The sequence below is a fragment of the Streptomyces aquilus genome (genome assembly GCF_003955715.1).
Classification (GTDB): Bacteria; Actinomycetota; Actinomycetes; order Streptomycetales; family Streptomycetaceae; genus Streptomyces; species Streptomyces aquilus.
Genome location: NZ_CP034463.1, coordinates 5,457,681 through 5,473,698, shown reverse-complemented (window position 1 = coordinate 5,473,698; position 16,018 = coordinate 5,457,681). Strand labels below are relative to the sequence as shown.

Below are 16,018 nucleotides of genomic sequence, written 5' to 3'. Positions count from 1 at the left end.
GTGCGCGATCCTCCCGCACGGGGTTTTCCACAGATGCGGCGGACCCCCTTGTCCCGACCGATCGTTCGGTTACTCTAACTCTGACTGGCCGTTCCTGCCCATGGTTCCGACCATGGTTGTGCCCAGGTCATGAGCTCGACGCAGAGTTCTCCAGACGAGGAGTTGGTCCCGCATGGCCGCCGAACTGACCGCCCACGAGCTGATCGCCCAGCACCGGCCCACTCTCGACCAGGCGCTGGAAGCGATCCGCACGCGCGCGTACTGGTCCCCGCACCCCGAGCACCCGAAGGCCTACGGCGAGAACGGCAGCCTGGACGCGGCGGCGGGCAAGGCGGCCTTCGACGCCCTCCTCGGCACCCGCCTCGACCTCGGCCAGCCCGGCACGGACGGCTGGGTCTCCGGCGAAGTGTCGCCGTACGGCCCGGAGTTGGGCGTCGAGTACCCGCACGCGGACGTGGACGTGCTGCTGCCCGCCATGAAGGCGGGCCAGAAGGCCTGGCGGGAGGCCGGCGCGGAGATCCGCGCGGTGGTCTGCCTGGAGATCCTCAAGCGCATCAGCGACCGGACGCACGAGTTCGCGCACGCGGTCATGCACACCTCCGGCCAGGCCTTCATGATGGCGTTCCAGGCGGGCGGCCCGCACGCGCAGGACCGCGGCCTGGAGGCGGTGGCGTACGCGTACGTGGAGCAGGTCCGCACCCCCGACACCGCGGAGTGGTCCAAGCCCCAGGGCAAGCGCGACCCCCTCGCCCTGACCAAGCAGTTCACGCCGGTCCCGCGCGGGATCGCCCTGATGATCGGCTGCAACACCTTCCCGACGTGGAACGGCTACCCGGGCCTGTTCGCCTCCCTGGCCACCGGCAACGCGGTCCTGGTCAAGCCCCACCCGCGCGCGGTGCTGCCGCTCGCGCTCACGGTCCAGGTGGCCCGCGAGGTGCTGGCCGGGGCCGGCTTCAACCCGAACCTGGTGGCGCTGGCCGCCGAGCAGCCGGGTGAGGGCATCGCCAAGACCCTCGCCACGCGCCCGGAGATCCGGATCATCGACTACACCGGCTCGACGTCGTTCGGCGACTGGCTGGAGGCCAACGCCCGCCAGGCGCAGGTCTACACGGAGAAGGCCGGCGTCAACACCGTGCTGATCGACTCCACGGCGAACTACAAGGGCATGCTCTCCAACCTGGCGTTCTCGCTGTCCCTGTACAGCGGCCAGATGTGCACCACCCCGCAGAACTTCCTCGTCCCGCGCGACGGCATCCGCACCGACGAGGGCCCCAAGACCTTCGACGAGGTCGCCGCCGACCTGGCCCGCTCGGTCGACGGCCTGCTCGGCGACGACGCCCGGGCGAACGCCCTGCTGGGCGCGATCGTCAACCCGGACGTCAAGGCCCGCCTGGAGGCCGCGGCCGGGCTCGGCGAGGTCGCCCTGGCCTCCCGGGAGATCACCAACCCGGAGTTCCCGGACGCGGTCGTGCGCACGCCGGTCATCGTCAAGCTGGACGGCGCCAAGCCGGACGACGAGGCCGCCTACATGAGCGAGTGCTTCGGCCCGGTCTCCTTCGCCGTGGCGGTCGACTCGTCGGCGGACGCGGTGAAGCTGCTGCGGCGCACGATCCGCGAGAAGGGCGCGATGACGGTCGGCGCGTACACGACCGACGACGAGGTCGAGCGCGCGGTCCAGGAAGTCTGCTTCGACGAGGCGGCGCAGCTGTCGCTGAACCTCACGGGCGGGGTGTACGTCAACCAGACGGCCGCGTTCTCCGACTTCCACGGCTCGGGCGGCAACCCGGCGGCCAACGCGGCCCTCACGGACGGCGCGTTCGTCGCCAACCGCTTCCGGGTCGTCGAAGTACGCCGGGAGGCGTAGAGCCGCCCTAGAAGTCCGCCGTGAGGCTCCAGTGGTACAGCGTCATCCCCACGCTCGTCGCGAGGTTGTAGCTGGAGACCTGGGGCCTCATCGGCAGCGCCACCAGATGGTCGGCACGCGCGCGTAGCTCGGCGGACAGCCCGCTGCGCTCGGAGCCGAACGCGAGGACGGCGTCGTCCGGGAGCTTCACGCCCCGGATGTCGTCGCCCTCCGGGTCGAGGGCGTACAGCGGCCCCGCGGGCAGCTCCTCGACCGTCACCCGCTCCACCGCGGTCGCGAAGTGCAGCCCCGCGCCCCCGCGCACGACGGTCGGGTGCCAGGGGTCGAGCGTGCCCGTGGTGACGACACCGGTCGCCCCGAATCCCGCCGCCAGCCGGATCACGGCCCCCGCGTTGCCGAGGTTGCGCGGGTTGTCGAGGACCACCACGGGGGCGGGGCGGGGCACGCGCGCCAGCACCTCCAGGTTCGCCGCGCGGGGCGGTCGTACCGCCAGGGCGGCCACCCCCGTCGGATGCGGGCGCGGCACGAGCTTCTCGTACGTCCCCGGCGCGACCTCCGTCAGCAGGGCGTCCAGCGTCTCGCGCACGTCGGGGGCCAGCTCGTCGGCGAGGGCGAGCGTGGCCGCGCGGTCGGTGGTGACCGCCACCGGGACCTCGGCTCCGAAGCGCAGCGCGTGCTTGAGGGCGTGGAAGCCGTCGAGCAGGACGGCGAAGTCGGCGAGCCGGTGCCAGACGGCCACCGGACCGGCGGGGGCGGCGGGATCGGCGGGGTCGGTCATGCCGTGAAGCCTACGTGCGTCTCCTCGGCGCTCTCGGGGGCGCGGGGCTGCGGCAGCGTCGTACGGCCCCGCCCGGCCGTGAGCCGCCCACGCGCGCGTGCCGCCCAGCCGCCCAGCCGGCGCAGGAACGGCGTCGGCAGGAACACCGCGTCGGCGGCGATCATCGCCAGCGAGAAGAACGGCAGCCCGAGGACGACGGCGATCACGGCGTGCTCGGTCATCATGGCCGCCAGCAGGACGTTCTTGACCCGCCGGTTGAACAGCGTGAACGGGAAGGCGACCTGCACGGCGACGGTGCCGTAGGTGATGAGCAGCACCATGGTGGAGCTGGCGGACAGCGTGTCGGCGAGGCCGGGCCAGGGGGAGAAGTAGTCGAGGTGCAGCGGGTAGTAGACGGCGGTGCCGTCCTGCCAGCGCGAGCCCTGGATCTTGTACCAGCCGGCCGTCGCGTAGATCAGACAGGCCTCGGCCATGATCACGAGCAGGGCGCCGTTGTGCACGATGTTGGTGACGACGTCCAGCAGGATGCGCGGCTGGTCGGTGCGCGCCGGCCGTCCGACCGCCCACCACACGCCCAGGGACAGCCACACCGCCCACAGCAGTGTGGGCACGAACGGGTCGCCCTCGAAGAGCCGGCCCGCGCCCGTCGCCGCGATCAGCACCAGTCCGAGCACCACCCACAGCACGGGCCCGACCCGGTCCGGAACCCGCTCCCCACGCGCGCGTGCCCTGCGCGCGTCCAGCGACCACACCTGGCCGCACCGCGTGAACACCAGGTAGATGCACATCAGGTGCAGGACGTTGTCGCCGCCGTCGCCCATGAAGATGCTGCGGTTCTGCAGCGAGAGCACCCCGACCATGAAGAGCACGGACATCGTGCGGGTGCGCCAGCCCAGCAGCAGCAAGGCGCTGGACAGGACGGCGAGGCCGTAGACGAGCTCGAACCAGAATCGTCCGTCGGACCACATCAGCGCGGTGAACGCGCCGTTGCCCGCGATCAGCTGTTCGGCGAGGTCCCAGCTCCACGGGCCGTCGGGACCGTACAGCTCCTGGCGGTGCGGCAGCTCGCGCAGCAGGAAGAGCAGCCAGGTCGCGCTGAAGCCGATACGGACCACGGCGGCCTGGTACGGGCCGAGCGCCGACTCGGTGATGCGGGCGATGGCCCGGGAGACCGCGAGGGAGAACCGGTTCACCGTGCGCCTCCCACGCGGTCGGCCGGGCTGACCGCCCACCAGGGCAGCTCCCGGTAGGCGGGCTTGTCGGAGACCTGCTCCTGGCTCCAGTCGGGCGGCCGTACGTTGGTGGACACGGACCGCACCTGCACCCGTTCGACGCTCCCGCCGGACCCCGCCGCGTCGTCCCGGTCGAGCCGCATCACCACGATCCGGCGCAGATACGTCTCCGACAGCGCGCCGCGCAGCCCGACCGGCCGGTTGTCGGTGCCGTGCGTGGCGGTGAAGAAGTCCCAGGCCCGGCGCAGCTCGTTCTGCTGGGTGTGGCTGGGCAGCAGATTGCCGTCGATGGCCCGGCCGTCCTCGGCCGACAGGTCGTACCAGCCCGTGGTGCGGACGGTCCCGTCCGCGGTCAGGACCTGGGCACGCACCTGTACGGCGATGTTCTGCTGGAGCGGGTTGGGCGCGAACAGCTTCCAGTTCTGCTCGAACTCCGGGTAGACCCAGTCCTCGATCGCCCTGCCGTGCTGCTTGGTGACCGCGTTCGCGGGCGCGACGTGCAGGAAGGTCATCCCGAGGTGCACACAGACGGTGACCGCGACGATCGCGAGGGCCAGCGCGGCCCCGATCTGGTACCGCAGGGACAGCGCGGCGACGCCCGTGCGGGGGTCGGCGGGTGCGGGCGGGGCGGGCGGCGGCAGCGGGGGAGCAGGCTCGGGGGCACGCGGCTCGTCGGCCCCGCGCCGGGCCTCCGCGCCTGTGTCGTACGCGTCCATTCCGCCCCGTTTCCCGATGTCCGGACCGTGTCTGCGGCCTGTCACTCGGCCCCTGTCGTGCACAGGGACCCCGGCAGGTTATCCACAGCGGTTGACACCTTACGGCGCCCCGGCACACCATGGATGCGACGAACCGAACGATCGGTCGGGAGCTTGCTCCGGACAGGGCCGGGGTCGAGGGGGCCACATGGCAACAGCAGCACAGGCGTACGACAGGACGGACACCGCCGGTCAGGACGCGTACGAGCGTGCCTTCGACGCCGCCGTGGCCGCCGACGAGCGCATCGAGCCGCGCGACTGGATGCCGGACGCCTACCGCGCCACGCTCGTCCGCCAGATCGCCCAGCACGCCCATTCCGAGATCATCGGCATGCAGCCGGAGGCGAACTGGATCACGCGGGCGCCCAGCCTGCGCCGCAAGGCCATCCTGATGGCCAAGGTCCAGGACGAGGCGGGCCACGGCCTGTACCTCTACAGCGCCGCCGAAACCCTCGGCACCGGCCGCGACGAGCTCCTCGACAAGCTCCACTCCGGCCGCCAGAAGTACTCCTCGATCTTCAACTACCCGACCCTGACCTGGGCGGACGTCGGCGCGATCGGCTGGCTGGTGGACGGCGCCGCGATCACCAACCAGGTCCCCCTGTGCCGCTGCTCCTACGGCCCGTACGCGCGCGCGATGGTGCGTATCTGCAAGGAGGAGTCCTTCCACCAGCGCCAGGGGTACGAGCTGCTGCTGGCCCTCAGCAAGGGCACCCCCGAGCAGCACGCGATGGCGCAGGACGCGGTGGACCGCTGGTGGTGGCCGTCGCTGATGATGTTCGGCCCGCCCGACGACGAGTCCTCGCACTCCGCGCAGTCGATGGCCTGGAAGATCAAGCGGCACTCCAACGACGAGCTGCGCCAGCGCTTCGTCGACATCTGCGTCCCGCAGGCCGAGTCCCTCGGCCTGACCCTCCCCGACCCGGACCTGAAGTGGAACGAGGAACGGGGACAGCACGACTTCGGCCCGATCGACTGGACCGAGTTCTGGGACGTCCTCAAGGGCAACGGCCCCTGCAACGAACAGCGGATCACCCAGCGCAGGCGCGCTCACGAGGAGGGCGCCTGGGTGCGGGAGGCGGCAGCGGCCCACGCGGCCAAGCACGGCAACGGGACAGGAGAGCAGCAGGCATGACGAACACCGACTGGCCCCTGTGGGAGGTCTTCGTGCGCTCGCGCCGGGGCCTCTCCCACACCCACGCCGGCAGCCTGCACGCCCCGGACGCGGAACTCGCCCTGCGCAACGCCCGCGACCTGTACACGCGGCGCGGTGAGGGCGTCTCGATCTGGGTCGTCCCGTCGGCCGCGATCACCGCGTCCTCCCCGGACGAGAAGGACCCGTTCTTCGAACCGGCCGGCGACAAGCCGTACCGCCATCCCACGTTCTACGAGATCCCGGAGGGGGTGAAGCACCTGTGACCGCCGACGTGACCCTCGACGCGACCGCGCACGCCGCCGCCCTGGCCCTCGGCGACGACGCCCTGGTGCTCTCCCACCGCCTCGGCGAATGGGCCGGCCACGCGCCCGTGCTGGAGGAGGAGGTCGCCCTCGCCAACATCGCCCTGGACCTGCTCGGCCAGGCCCGGGTGCTGCTGTCGATGGTCGGCGACGAGGACGAGCTGGCGTATCTGCGCGAGGAGCGCGCCTTCCGCAACCTCCAGCTGGTCGAGCAGCCGAACGGCGACTTCGCCCACACCATCGCCCGCCAGCTGTACTTCTCCACCTACCAGCACCTGCTCTACGCCGAACTGGCCGCCGGACAGGGCCCGTTCGCGCCGCTCGCCGCGAAGGCCGTCAAGGAGGTCGCCTACCACCGCGACCACGCCGAGCAGTGGACCCTGCGGCTGGGCGACGGCACCGACGAGAGCCGGGAGCGGATGCGGCGGGCGTGCGGGGCGCTGTGGCGGTTCACCGGGGAGATGTTCCAGCCGGTGGCGGGCCTCGACGTGGACGGGACGGCCCTGGAGGCGGCCTGGCTGGCGTCCGTGACGGCCGTCCTCGACCGTGCCACGCTCACGGTCCCCGAAGGGCCGCGCACGGGCGCGTGGACGGCCGGAGCGGGCCGACAGGGCCTGCACACCGAGCCGTTCGGACGCATGCTCGCCGAGATGCAGCATCTGCACCGCAGCCACCCGGGGGCGTCATGGTGACCACGACCCCGCTGGAGGCGGAACTCCTGGAGATCGCCGGTGCGGTCCCCGACCCCGAACTGCCCGTGCTCACCCTCCAGGAGCTCGGCGTCGTCCGCGCGGTGCGCGCCCACGGCACCGACACCGTCGAGGTCGAACTGACCCCGACGTACACCGGCTGCCCCGCCATCGAGGCGATGTCCCTCGACATAGAGCGGGCCCTGCACGCCCACGGCGTCCGGGACGTCACCGTCCGCACGGTGCTCACGCCCGCCTGGTCGACGGACGACATCACGCCCGAAGGCCGCCGCAAACTCCAGGAGTTCGGCATAGCACCCCCGCGCGTGCAGCGGACCACGGGGCCGGTCCCCCTGGCCCTGGGCGCCACCCGCACCCTCAGCGCGCCCCCCGTGCACTGCCCGCACTGCGGCTCCGCCGACACCGAACTGCTCAGCCGTTTCTCCTCCACCGCGTGCAAGGCGCTGCGCCGCTGCCTGGCCTGCCGTGAACCGTTCGACCACTTCAAGGAGTTGTGATGGCCCGCTTCCACGCGCTCCCGGTGGCGGCGGTCGACCGGCTGACCGACGACTCCGTGGCCCTCACCTTCACCGTGCCGCCGGAACTCGCCGAGGAGTACCGCCACGCCCCGGGCCAGCACCTCGCCCTGCGCCGCAGAGCCGACGGCACGGAGATCCGCCGCACGTACTCCATCTGCTCCCCCGCCCCGCACGGCGAGGCTCCCCGTCAACTCCGGGTCGGCGTACGGCTGGTGGAGGGCGGGGCGTTCTCGACGTACGCGCTGAAGGAGATCAACGTCGGCGACGAGGTGGAGGTGATGACCCCGGCGGGCCGCTTCACCCTGGCCCCCGCGCCCGGGCTCTACGCGGCGATCGTCGGCGGCAGCGGCATCACGCCGGTGCTGTCGATCGTCTCGACGCTGCTGGCCCGTGAACCGGCCGCCCGCTTCTGCCTGATCCGCAGCGACCGTACGGCCGCCTCGACGATGTTCCTGGACGAGGTCGCCGACCTGAAGGACCGCTACCCCGAGCGGCTGCACCTGGTGACCGTGCTGTCCCGGGAGGAGCAGCAGGCGGGCCTGCCGTCCGGGCGGCTCGACCGGGAGCGGCTGACCGGGCTGCTGCCCGCGCTGCTGCCGGTGGCGGAGGTGGCGGGCTGGTTCCTGTGCGGGCCGTTCGGCCTGGTGCAGGGCGCGGAGCGGGCCCTCAAGGAGCTCGGCGTCGCCCGCACCCGTATCCACGAGGAGATCTTCCACGTCGACGCGGGCACCCCCACCGCCCCGACGGCCCCGGCGCCCGCGCACAGCACGGTCACCGCCCGGCTCGACGGCCGCGGCGGCACCTGGCCCGTCCAGGACGGCGAGTCCCTCCTGGAGACGGTCCTGCGCAACCGCCCCGACGCCCCCTACGCCTGCAAGGGCGGGGTCTGCGGCACCTGCCGCGCCTTCCTCGTCTCCGGCGAGGTCCGCATGGACCGCAACTTCGCCCTGGAGCCGGAAGAGACGGAGGCCGGCTATGTGCTGGCATGCCAGTCGCACCCGGCGACGGAGAAGGTGGAACTGGACTTCGACCGGTAGCCGTCAGGCGAGCGGCCCCACGCCGTTCCCTTCTTCTAGAACCTGTTCTATCTTGACGGTCCGTCAGATCAGCTCGGCGGCCCGGTCCACGCTGTCCACGGGTCGCCTCGTCGATCGGCCACCCGTCGGGAGGACAGGACCGTGGACTTCAGCTTCACCGAGGAGCAGCAGGCGGCGGCCGAGGCGGCACGCGGGGTCTTCGCCGGGGTCGCACCGGACGCGGTCCCCAGCCCCGCGCTCGCCGTGGGCGCCGTCGCCGACACCTTCGACCGCGCGCTGTGGCGCAAGCTCGCCGACGCGGACCTGCTCAGTCTGCTGCTGGACGGCGCGTACGGCGGGGCCGGCCTGGACGCCGTCGCCCTGTGCCTGGTGCTGAGCGAGTCGGCGAAGGTGCTGGCCCGGGTGCCGCTGCTGGAGAGCAGCGCCGCCATGGCCGCCGTACAGGCGTACGGCGGCGCGGAGTTGAAGTCCGCCCTGCTGGAGCGGGCGGGCCGCGGTGAGCTGGTCCTCACGGTCGCCGCGAGCGGCCGCACCGGCCACGACCCGGCCGAACTCGCCGTGACCGCACGGCAGGAGGACGCCGAGTGGGTACTGGACGGGATGCAGACGGCGGTGCCGTGGGCGTACGACGCCGACCTCGTCGTCGTACCCGCACACACGGCCGCCGGTCACGCGGTGCTCGCGCTGGTGGCGCCGGACCGTGCCGGGGTGGTCCTCGCCGAGCAGTTCTCCACGACGGGGGAGCGGCTGGGCGAGCTGCGCCTGGAGTCGGCGCGGATCGCGGCGCGGGACGTGCTCGACGCGGAGGGCGCCTGGGAGTGGCTGCGTCATCTGCTGACTGTCGGGACCTGTGCGCAGGCGCTCGGGCTCGGTCTCCAAGTGCTGCGCATGACCAGCGAGTACACCGGCAAGCGGGAGCAGTTCGGGTTCCCGGTCGCCACGTTCCAGGCGGTCGCCGTGCAGGCCGCCGACCGCTACATCGACCTCAAGGCCATGGAGGCCACCCTGTGGCAGGCCGCCTGGCGGCTCGGTTCCGGGACGCACGGGACGCTGCCGGTCTCCGGTGACGTCGCCGTGGCCAAGATCTGGGCCTCGGAGGGCGTCCGGCGGATCGTGCAGACGGCACAGCATCTGCACGGCGGCTTCGGCGCCGACGTCGACTACCCCCTGCACCGGTACCACGCCTGGGCCAAGCACCTGGAGCTGTCGCTCGGCCCGGCGGCGGCCCACGAGGACGCCCTCGGCGACCTGCTGGCGACCCACCCGCTGGGCTGACGCCGACCCGGTCCGGTCCGCTAGAGGACGAAGGCGGGAGAGCCGTTGTCCGTCACCATCGGGCGTCCGGCGCCTTCCCAGGCCAGCATGCCGCCGTCGATGTTCACCGCGTCGATGCCCTGCTGCACCAGATACTGGGTGACCTGCGCGGAACGGCCGCCGACGCGACACATCACATAGGCGCGCCGCCCCTCCGCCACCGCCTCGGTCACCTCACCGAACCGGGCCACGAAGTCACTCATCGGGACGTGCAGGGCACCCTCGACATGCCCGGCGGCCCACTCCTCGGCCTCACGGACGTCCAGCACGAGAGCGTCGGAGGGAACGCCGGCGACGTCCACCGAAGGCAAAGCAGCACCAAAACTCATGTCCCGAGGCTACCTGAGCCCCGCCGGAGCCCTTCTGCCCGGCGTACACGCACCCCCGGCCACTGCCCCGCCTACTGGCTCAGCAGCTCCGCCAGCTCCCGCTCCCGCTCCGCGACCTGCGCGAGGAGCTGCTCGGCGATCTCCTCCAGGAGGCGGTCGGGGTCGTCGGGGGCGAGGCGGAGCATCGCGCCGATCGCGCTCTCCTCCAGCTCCCGCGCCACGACGGTCAGCAGTTCCTTGCGCTGGGCGAGCCATTCGAGGCGGGCGTAGAGCTCCTCGCTCTCCGACGGCCGCTGCTCGGGCGGCTTGGGCCCGGCCGCCCACTCCTCGGCGAGTTCCCGCAGCAGCGGTTCGTCGCCGCGGCTGTAGGCGGCGTTGACACGGGTGATGAACTCCTCGCGCCGGGCCCGCTCGGTCTCGTCCTGGGCCAGGTCGGGGTGGGCCTTGCGGGCCAGCTCGCGGTAGAGCTTGCGGGCCTCGTCACTGGGCCGCACCCGCTGCGGGGGCCGCACCGGCTGGTCCGTGAGCATCGCGGCGGCCTCCGGGAACAGCCCGTCGCCGTCCATCCAGCCGTGGAACAGCTCCTCCACGGCCGGCATCGGCATCACCCGGGCCCGGGCCTCGTCCGCCTTGCGCCGGTCCTCGGGGTCACCGCTGCGGGCAGCCCTGGCCTCGGCGATCTGCGCGTCCAGCTCGTCGAGGCGGGTGTACATCGGGCCGAGCCTCTGATGATGCAGCCGCGAGAAGTTCTCGACCTCGACCCGGAAGGTCTCCACCGCGATCTCGTACTCGATCAGCGCCTGCTCGGCGGCCCGCACGGCCCGCTCAAGCCGCTCCTCGGGCCTGGGCTCACCGCCCTCCGGCCGGAGCACACCCTCCTCGGGCACCGCCCGCGTCCCGCCGGCGACACCACCCTGCTCAGCTTCCGGGGTCGTCACCCGACCAGCGTAGGCCACGACCGGGGCGCCACCCCCGGCACGGCATACGCCGCCCCGCCCGCCACAGCGCACGTCAGCCCCACATCACCCCGGCACCGCGCAGGTCAGCCCCACACCGGCCCGGCACCGCGCAGGTCAGCCCCACACCGGCCCGGCACCGCGCAGGTCAGCCCCACACCGGCCCGGCACCGCGCAGGTCAGCCCCCACCACCGTCCTCTACCACCCGGCACCCATCCCCCCTCCCCCCCTCAGACCCCCATCTCCCCCGCGATCCGCCCCGCTCGCACCGCCGCCACCAGTTCCGCGTGGTCCGCCTCCGTGCGGTCGGCGTAGGTGACGGCGAACGTCGCGATCGCCTCGTCGAGTTCCTCGCTCTTGCCGCAGTACCCGGCGACCAGGCGCGGGTCGGTGCTGTGGGAGTGGGCGCGGGCCAGGAGGGCCCCGGTCATGCGGCCGTAGTCGTCTATCTGGTCGGCGGCGAGCGCGGCGGGGTCGACGCTGCCCTTGCGGTTGCGGAACTGCCGTACCTGGAAGGGCCGGCCGTCGACGGTCGTCCAGCCCAGCAGGATGTCGCTGACGACCTGCATGCGCTTCTGCCCGAGCACCACCCGGCGGCCCTCGTGCCCGGCGGCGGGCGCCTCGAAGCCGGCGGTCACCAGGTGCGGCAGCAGCACCGAGGGGCGGGCCTCCTTGACCTGGAGGACCAGCGGTTCGCCGCGGTGGTCGAGGAGCAGGACGACGTACGAGCGGGTGCCCACGCTGCCCGTGCCGACGACCCGGAACGCGACGTCGTGGACCGCGTGCCGGGACAGGAGCGGCAGGCGGTCCTCGGAGAGCGTGTCCAGATACTCCTCCAGGGAGCCGGCGACGGCCGCGGCCTCCGCGTCCGGCACCCGGCGCAGCACCGGCGCCGCGTCGACGAAGCGGCGCCCGCCGTCCCCGGTCGGCTCGGTCGACTTCGCGGCGAACCGGCCGCTGGTGTTGGCCCGCGCCTTCTCCGAGACCCGTTGCAGAGTGCCGACCAGGTCATGGGCGTCGGTGTGGGAGACGAGCTCCTCGTCCGCGATGGCGTTCCACGCGTCCAGCACCGGGAGCTTGGCGAGCAGGCGCATGGTGCGGCGGTAGGCGCCCACCGCGCCGTGCGCCGCCTGGCGGCAGGTGTCCTCGTCCGCGCCCGCCTCCCGGCCCGCGAGCACCAGCGAGGCCGCGAGCCGCTTGAGGTCCCACTCCCAGGGGCCCGGCACCGTCTCGTCGAAGTCGTTGAGGTCCATGACGAGGTCGCCGCGCGCGTCGCCGTAGAGACCGAAGTTGGCCGCGTGGGCGTCGCCGCAGAGCTGGGCGACGATCCGGGTCATGGGGGTGCGCGCCAGGTCGTACGCCATGAGTCCGGCGGAGCCGCGCAGGAACGCGAAGGGTGTGGCCGCCATCCGGCCGACGCGGATCGGGGTGAGGTGAGGAAGGCGTCCGCTGCTGGACTCCTCGACCGCGCCGACCGCGTCCGGACGGGAGCCGTCCAGGTCGAGCGCGGCGTGCGCACTGCGCGGGACCGTGCCCCGCAGCGACTTGCCCTCTTCTTTGGGCGACCCCTGCACGGGCCATGCGGCGAAGCCGCGCACCCGGGGCAGCCTGCGCCCCGCCTCCGCGGAAACCCGCACGACAGCTTCTGCACCGACCTCGGTCATCCCGACCGCCTCCCCCGACCACGCACGCGCCCGAACATCAACTCGTCCAGACCGTACAGCCGGTGGCCGAAACGCGTCAGACCCTGTGGACAACTCCACCGCTGTGGAAAACGCACCGCCTGGGCGTGCGGCTCAGCATCCGCCCCCCGGCAGGTACTGCTCCGCCCACCGTCCCAGCTCCGCGAACGCCGGCTCCAGCGCGGCCCCCGCCTCCGTGAGCCGGTACGACACCCGCAGCGGCGGCCCCTCGTCGACCTCGCGCACGACGAGTCCCGCGGCGGCGAGCTCGGTGAGGCGGTCGGACAGCATCCGTTCGCTGATGCCGGGGACCGCCCGGCGCAGATCGACGAAGTACGCCGGTCCCGGGGTGAGGACGGCCACGATCGGCCCGGTCCAGCGCTTCCCCAGCAGCTGGAAGACGCGGCTGATCCCGTCGTCGACCCGCTTGCACGCTTCGGTGCCGTGAATCAGCTCGCCCGCCATGCCTCCAGGGTACTGCCCTGTCCGTAGGGGGATGAAAAAAAGTAAGCCCCTGTGTTATTCATAGTCGAGTACGAATTATTAGCCGCTCACGCGAGCCCCTGCCCTTGGCTGCTCACAGCGAGCCTCTTCCCTGGAGACCCTCATGGCCACGCTGCTCCACATCGACTCCTCCGTCTTCCCGCACGGCGCCTCCGCCTCCCGCCCCGTCACGGACGCCTTCCGCAGGACCTGGGAGGAGCAGCACCCGCAGGGCACGGTGATCTACCGCGACCTCGCCACCGACCCCGTGCCGCACCTCACCGCCGACGCCCACCTCGCCGGCTTCTCCGATCCGGCGACCCACACCCCCGAGCAGGCCGCCGCCTTCGCCGCGCGCGTGGCGCTGATCGAGGAGCTGGAAGGGGCGGACGCGGTGCTGATCGGCGCCCCCATGTACAACTACTCGATCCCCTCGACCCTGAAGGCCTGGCTGGACAACGTGATCCTCGCGGGCCGCACCTTCATGGCGGAGGACTCCAAGATCAAGGGGACCCCGGTCACCATCGTCGCCAGCCGCGGCGGCTCGTACGCACCGGGCACCCCGCGCGAGGACTACGAGTACGTGCAGACCTACCTGCGGGCGGTCCTCGCCGACACCCTCGGCCTGGACGTCGACTTCATCGTCCCGGAGCTGACCATGGCCCCGCAGAACCCGGCGATGACCGAACTGGTCCCCCTCTACGAGGCCTCCCGCGAGCGCGCCCTCGAGGACGCGACGACCAAGGCGAAGGAACTCACCGAACGCCTGGCCGCATAGCCGCGTAGCCTCCGCCACCGGCCGCCACATCTCATGTGATTGTCCTCACCACCGGCACTCGCAGGATGTGCGGCCGGACAACGCGAAAGCCCCCAGGTCTGAGACCTGGGGGCTTTCAGCTGGTGCGCGAGGGGGGAGTTGAACCCCCACGCCCTTGCGGGCACTGGAACCTGAATCCAGCGCGTCTGCCTATTCCGCCACCCGCGCATTGGGTGTGTCCTCGGGCCCTGCTCCCTTTCGGGCCTGGCGCCTTCCGACACCCAGAACATTAGCACGCTGGCCGGGGTGGGTTCACATCCCTTTCCCCGGGGCAGCAGCCGACCAGGACGTTCCTCCGACGGCACCGAACCCCCGCCCCTCCGGCTACGTATCAACGTCGACCGGTTCACGTATCAACCTCGTACCGGTCCCGTCCGTCTCCCCAGGAGCCGGTCGGGGTCCACAGTCAGGTGCGGGACACTGGTCTGCGGCCGCCTCTACGATCCTTGACAAGGAGGAGTCGGCCACGGGAGTTCGAAGACGAGCTCCACAGGGAACTTCGGAGGCGTCGACACCCGTCGACGAGGCCGACAGGGGGAACCAGCCGATCCACCCGCGCGTGGATACGATCAGTAAGCAGTACCAGGTGCAGTACCAGGTAAGGCAGTACCCGCTCTGCGGGGTGCAGGACGGCAGCAGCTACGGAGGAGGTGCCCCATGGGAGTCCTGAAGAAGTTCGAGCAGCGTCTCGAAGGTCTGGTCAACGGCACCTTCGCCAAGGTGTTCAAGTCCGAGGTCCAGCCCGTGGAGATCGCCGGCGCACTCCAGCGCGAGTGCGACAACAACGCGACGATCTGGAACCGCGACCGGACCGTCGTACCCAACGACTTCATCGTGGAGCTGAGCACACCGGACTTCGAGCGGCTCAGCCCCTACTCCGGCCAGCTCGGCGACGAGCTCGCCGGCATGGTCCGCGACTACGCCAAGCAGCAGCGCTACACCTTCATGGGCCCGATCAAGGTCCACCTGGAGAAGGCCGACGACCTCGACACCGGCCTGTACCGGGTGCGCAGCCGTACGCTCGCCTCCTCCACCGACCAGCAGGGCCCCGGCGCCCCGGCAGCACCCGCCGCCCCGGCCGGCCGGCCCACGGCGCCGAGCGGCTACGGCTACCCTCAGGCCGCCGCGCCCGCCAGCGCCCCTCCCATGCCGGCCGCGCCGCCCCCCGGCGGACGCCCCGGCGGCTACGGCTACCCGCAGCCCGCCCAGGCACCGCGCGCCGGCGGACCCGTCGGCGCCCCGGCGCCCGGCGGCCGCACCCGCCACTGGATCGAGATCAACGGCGCCCGCCACCAGATCTCCCGCGCGACACTCGTGCTGGGCCGCAGCACCGAGGCCGACGTGCGGATCGACGACCCCGGCGTCTCCCGCCGGCACTGCGAGATCCGGACCGGTTCGCCCTCGACGATCCAGGATCTCGGGTCCACCAACGGCATCGTGGTGGACGGACAGCACACCACCCGCGCTACGCTCCGCGACGGCTCGCGGATCGTCGTGGGCAGCACCACCGTTATCTATAGGCAAGCCGAAGGGTGAAGCGGGGGCAATGTCAGAGCTGACCCTCACGGTCATGCGGCTGGGTTTCCTGGCCGTACTGTGGCTGTTCGTGATCGTGGCCGTGCAGGTCATCCGCAGCGACCTGTTCGGTACGCGCGTCACCCAGCGCGGCTCCCGGCGTGAGGCCGCCCGGCCTCAGCAGGCCCAGCGGCAGCAGGCGCCCCCGCAGCAGCGCCAGCAGAGCGCCGGCGGCCGCCGCGGCCGCAACGCCCCCACCAAGCTGGTCGTCTCCGAGGGCACCCTCACCGGCACCACCGTCGCGCTCCAGGGCCAGACCATCACGCTCGGCCGGGCGCACGACAGCACCATCGTGCTGGACGACGACTACGCCTCCAGCCGCCACGCGCGGATCTACCCGGACCGGGACGGCCAGTGGATCGTCGAGGACCTCGGCTCCACCAACGGCACGTACCTGGACCGAAACCGGCTGACGACCCCCACACCGATTCCGCTGGGCGCGCCGATCCGCATCGGCAAGACCGTCATCGAGCTGCGGAAGTAGTGCTACATCATGAATAGGCGCGAGC

At 72.2% G+C, this 16,018-nt stretch carries 17 protein-coding genes and 1 tRNA gene; 10 read left to right on the top strand and 8 right to left on the bottom strand.

The window, feature by feature from the left end:
* The first annotated feature begins 172 nt into the window (after positions 1-172).
* The gene (gene paaN, locus EJC51_RS25080) at positions 173-1,864 is read left to right on the top strand and encodes a phenylacetic acid degradation protein PaaN (RefSeq protein WP_126273132.1); all 1,692 of its coding nucleotides are present in this window, start codon (positions 173-175) and stop codon (positions 1,862-1,864) included.
* A 7-nt stretch (positions 1,865-1,871) separates the two neighbouring features.
* On the opposite strand, the gene EJC51_RS25075 is transcribed toward paaN, so the two are convergent.
* From EJC51_RS25075 to EJC51_RS25065, 3 genes are read right to left on the bottom strand one after another with little or no spacing between them, the layout of a single operon-like run.
* The gene (locus tag EJC51_RS25075; RefSeq protein WP_126273131.1) at positions 1,872-2,642 is read right to left on the bottom strand and encodes a TrmH family RNA methyltransferase; all 771 of its coding nucleotides are present in this window, start codon (positions 2,640-2,642) and stop codon (positions 1,872-1,874) included.
* Complete coding sequence (locus EJC51_RS25070) at positions 2,639-3,835, bottom strand: HTTM domain-containing protein (RefSeq protein WP_126273130.1); 1,197 nt, start codon at positions 3,833-3,835, stop codon at positions 2,639-2,641. Before EJC51_RS25070 ends, EJC51_RS25075 begins: the two co-directional genes overlap by 4 nt.
* Positions 3,832-4,590 carry a DUF5819 family protein gene (locus EJC51_RS25065; RefSeq protein WP_126273129.1) on the bottom strand — a complete coding sequence of 253 codons (759 nt, stop codon included), beginning with the start codon at positions 4,588-4,590 and terminating at the stop codon, positions 3,832-3,834. The genes EJC51_RS25070 and EJC51_RS25065 overlap by 4 nt, the downstream gene beginning before the upstream one ends.
* 187 nt (positions 4,591-4,777) lie before the next feature.
* On the opposite strand from EJC51_RS25065, the gene paaA reads away from it, so the two are divergent.
* The 6 genes from paaA (at position 4,778) to EJC51_RS25035 (ending at position 9,627) form a co-directional block, all read left to right on the top strand.
* Entirely contained in the window at positions 4,778-5,764 is a 987-nt protein-coding gene (gene paaA, locus EJC51_RS25060) for a 1,2-phenylacetyl-CoA epoxidase subunit PaaA (protein WP_126273128.1), read from the top strand.
* On the top strand, positions 5,761-6,048 hold the full coding sequence (gene paaB / locus EJC51_RS25055; RefSeq protein WP_126273127.1) for a 1,2-phenylacetyl-CoA epoxidase subunit PaaB: 288 nt from the start codon (positions 5,761-5,763) through the stop codon (positions 6,046-6,048). Before paaA ends, paaB begins: the two co-directional genes overlap by 4 nt.
* A complete protein-coding gene (paaC, locus tag EJC51_RS25050) occupies positions 6,045-6,779 on the top strand; it encodes a 1,2-phenylacetyl-CoA epoxidase subunit PaaC (protein WP_126273126.1) in 735 nt (244 codons plus the stop codon). The genes paaB and paaC overlap by 4 nt, the downstream gene beginning before the upstream one ends.
* Positions 6,773-7,294, top strand: a complete 522-nt coding sequence (gene paaD, locus EJC51_RS25045) for a 1,2-phenylacetyl-CoA epoxidase subunit PaaD (protein WP_126273125.1) — start codon at positions 6,773-6,775, stop codon at positions 7,292-7,294. Before paaC ends, paaD begins: the two co-directional genes overlap by 7 nt.
* Positions 7,294-8,352 (top strand): 2Fe-2S iron-sulfur cluster-binding protein, encoded by a 1,059-nt coding sequence (locus EJC51_RS25040; protein WP_126273124.1) that lies wholly within the window; start codon positions 7,294-7,296, stop codon positions 8,350-8,352. Before paaD ends, EJC51_RS25040 begins: the two co-directional genes overlap by 1 nt.
* 141 nt (positions 8,353-8,493) lie before the next feature.
* A complete protein-coding gene (locus EJC51_RS25035; protein ID WP_126273123.1) occupies positions 8,494-9,627 on the top strand; it encodes an acyl-CoA dehydrogenase family protein in 1,134 nt (377 codons plus the stop codon).
* Positions 9,628-9,647: 20 nt separating this feature from the next.
* On the opposite strand, the gene EJC51_RS25030 is transcribed toward EJC51_RS25035, so the two are convergent.
* From EJC51_RS25030 to EJC51_RS25015, 4 genes are all read right to left on the bottom strand, one after another.
* The gene (locus EJC51_RS25030) at positions 9,648-9,995 is read right to left on the bottom strand and encodes a rhodanese-like domain-containing protein (RefSeq protein ID WP_126273122.1); all 348 of its coding nucleotides are present in this window, start codon (positions 9,993-9,995) and stop codon (positions 9,648-9,650) included.
* A 71-nt stretch (positions 9,996-10,066) separates the two neighbouring features.
* A complete protein-coding gene (locus tag EJC51_RS25025) occupies positions 10,067-10,933 on the bottom strand; it encodes a J domain-containing protein (protein WP_399579601.1) in 867 nt (288 codons plus the stop codon).
* A 249-nt stretch (positions 10,934-11,182) separates the two neighbouring features.
* Positions 11,183-12,616, bottom strand: a complete 1,434-nt coding sequence (locus EJC51_RS25020) for a DUF2252 domain-containing protein (RefSeq protein WP_126273120.1) — start codon at positions 12,614-12,616, stop codon at positions 11,183-11,185.
* A 132-nt stretch (positions 12,617-12,748) separates the two neighbouring features.
* Positions 12,749-13,099, bottom strand: a complete 351-nt coding sequence (locus EJC51_RS25015; RefSeq protein WP_126273119.1) for a winged helix-turn-helix transcriptional regulator — start codon at positions 13,097-13,099, stop codon at positions 12,749-12,751.
* A 142-nt stretch (positions 13,100-13,241) separates the two neighbouring features.
* Here EJC51_RS25015 and EJC51_RS25010 point away from each other — a divergent pair, with 142 nt between their 5' ends.
* On the top strand, positions 13,242-13,895 hold the full coding sequence (locus EJC51_RS25010) for an FMN-dependent NADH-azoreductase (RefSeq protein WP_126273118.1): 654 nt from the start codon (positions 13,242-13,244) through the stop codon (positions 13,893-13,895).
* Positions 13,896-14,015: 120 nt separating this feature from the next.
* On the opposite strand, the gene EJC51_RS25005 is transcribed toward EJC51_RS25010, so the two are convergent.
* A tRNA-Leu gene (locus tag EJC51_RS25005) sits at positions 14,016-14,102 on the bottom strand.
* Positions 14,103-14,591: 489 nt separating this feature from the next.
* Between EJC51_RS25005 and EJC51_RS25000 the strand changes: the two genes are divergently transcribed.
* Together EJC51_RS25000 and EJC51_RS24995 are read left to right on the top strand one after the other, a co-directional pair.
* Positions 14,592-15,470, top strand: coding sequence for an FhaA domain-containing protein (locus EJC51_RS25000; RefSeq protein ID WP_126273117.1), 879 nt, complete (start codon positions 14,592-14,594; stop codon positions 15,468-15,470).
* A gap of 10 nt (positions 15,471-15,480) precedes the next feature.
* Positions 15,481-15,993 (top strand): FHA domain-containing protein FhaB/FipA, encoded by a 513-nt coding sequence (locus EJC51_RS24995; RefSeq protein ID WP_126273116.1) that lies wholly within the window; start codon positions 15,481-15,483, stop codon positions 15,991-15,993.
* The last annotated feature ends 25 nt before the right edge of the window (positions 15,994-16,018 follow it).

What these genes read in the sequence shown, in the direction of transcription:
- EJC51_RS25015 (WP_126273119.1), bottom strand. Translation starts at nt 13,099, where the DNA reads ATGGCGGGCGAGCTGATTCACGGCACCGAAGCGTGCAAGCGGGTCGAC.
- EJC51_RS25010 (WP_126273118.1), top strand. Translation starts at nt 13,242, where the DNA reads ATGGCCACGCTGCTCCACATCGACTCCTCCGTCTTCCCGCACGGCGCC.
- paaA (WP_126273128.1), top strand. Translation starts at nt 4,778, where the DNA reads ATGGCAACAGCAGCACAGGCGTACGACAGGACGGACACCGCCGGTCAG.
- EJC51_RS25020 (WP_126273120.1), bottom strand. Translation starts at nt 12,616, where the DNA reads ATGACCGAGGTCGGTGCAGAAGCTGTCGTGCGGGTTTCCGCGGAGGCG.
- EJC51_RS24995 (WP_126273116.1), top strand. Translation starts at nt 15,481, where the DNA reads ATGTCAGAGCTGACCCTCACGGTCATGCGGCTGGGTTTCCTGGCCGTA.
- paaD (WP_126273125.1), top strand. Translation starts at nt 6,773, where the DNA reads ATGGTGACCACGACCCCGCTGGAGGCGGAACTCCTGGAGATCGCCGGT.
- EJC51_RS25030 (WP_126273122.1), bottom strand. Translation starts at nt 9,995, where the DNA reads ATGAGTTTTGGTGCTGCTTTGCCTTCGGTGGACGTCGCCGGCGTTCCC.
- EJC51_RS25040 (WP_126273124.1), top strand. Translation starts at nt 7,294, where the DNA reads ATGGCCCGCTTCCACGCGCTCCCGGTGGCGGCGGTCGACCGGCTGACC.
- EJC51_RS25075 (WP_126273131.1), bottom strand. Translation starts at nt 2,642, where the DNA reads ATGACCGACCCCGCCGATCCCGCCGCCCCCGCCGGTCCGGTGGCCGTC.
- EJC51_RS25000 (WP_126273117.1), top strand. Translation starts at nt 14,592, where the DNA reads ATGGGAGTCCTGAAGAAGTTCGAGCAGCGTCTCGAAGGTCTGGTCAAC.
- paaN (WP_126273132.1), top strand. Translation starts at nt 173, where the DNA reads ATGGCCGCCGAACTGACCGCCCACGAGCTGATCGCCCAGCACCGGCCC.
- paaB (WP_126273127.1), top strand. Translation starts at nt 5,761, where the DNA reads ATGACGAACACCGACTGGCCCCTGTGGGAGGTCTTCGTGCGCTCGCGC.
- EJC51_RS25065 (WP_126273129.1), bottom strand. Translation starts at nt 4,590, where the DNA reads ATGGACGCGTACGACACAGGCGCGGAGGCCCGGCGCGGGGCCGACGAG.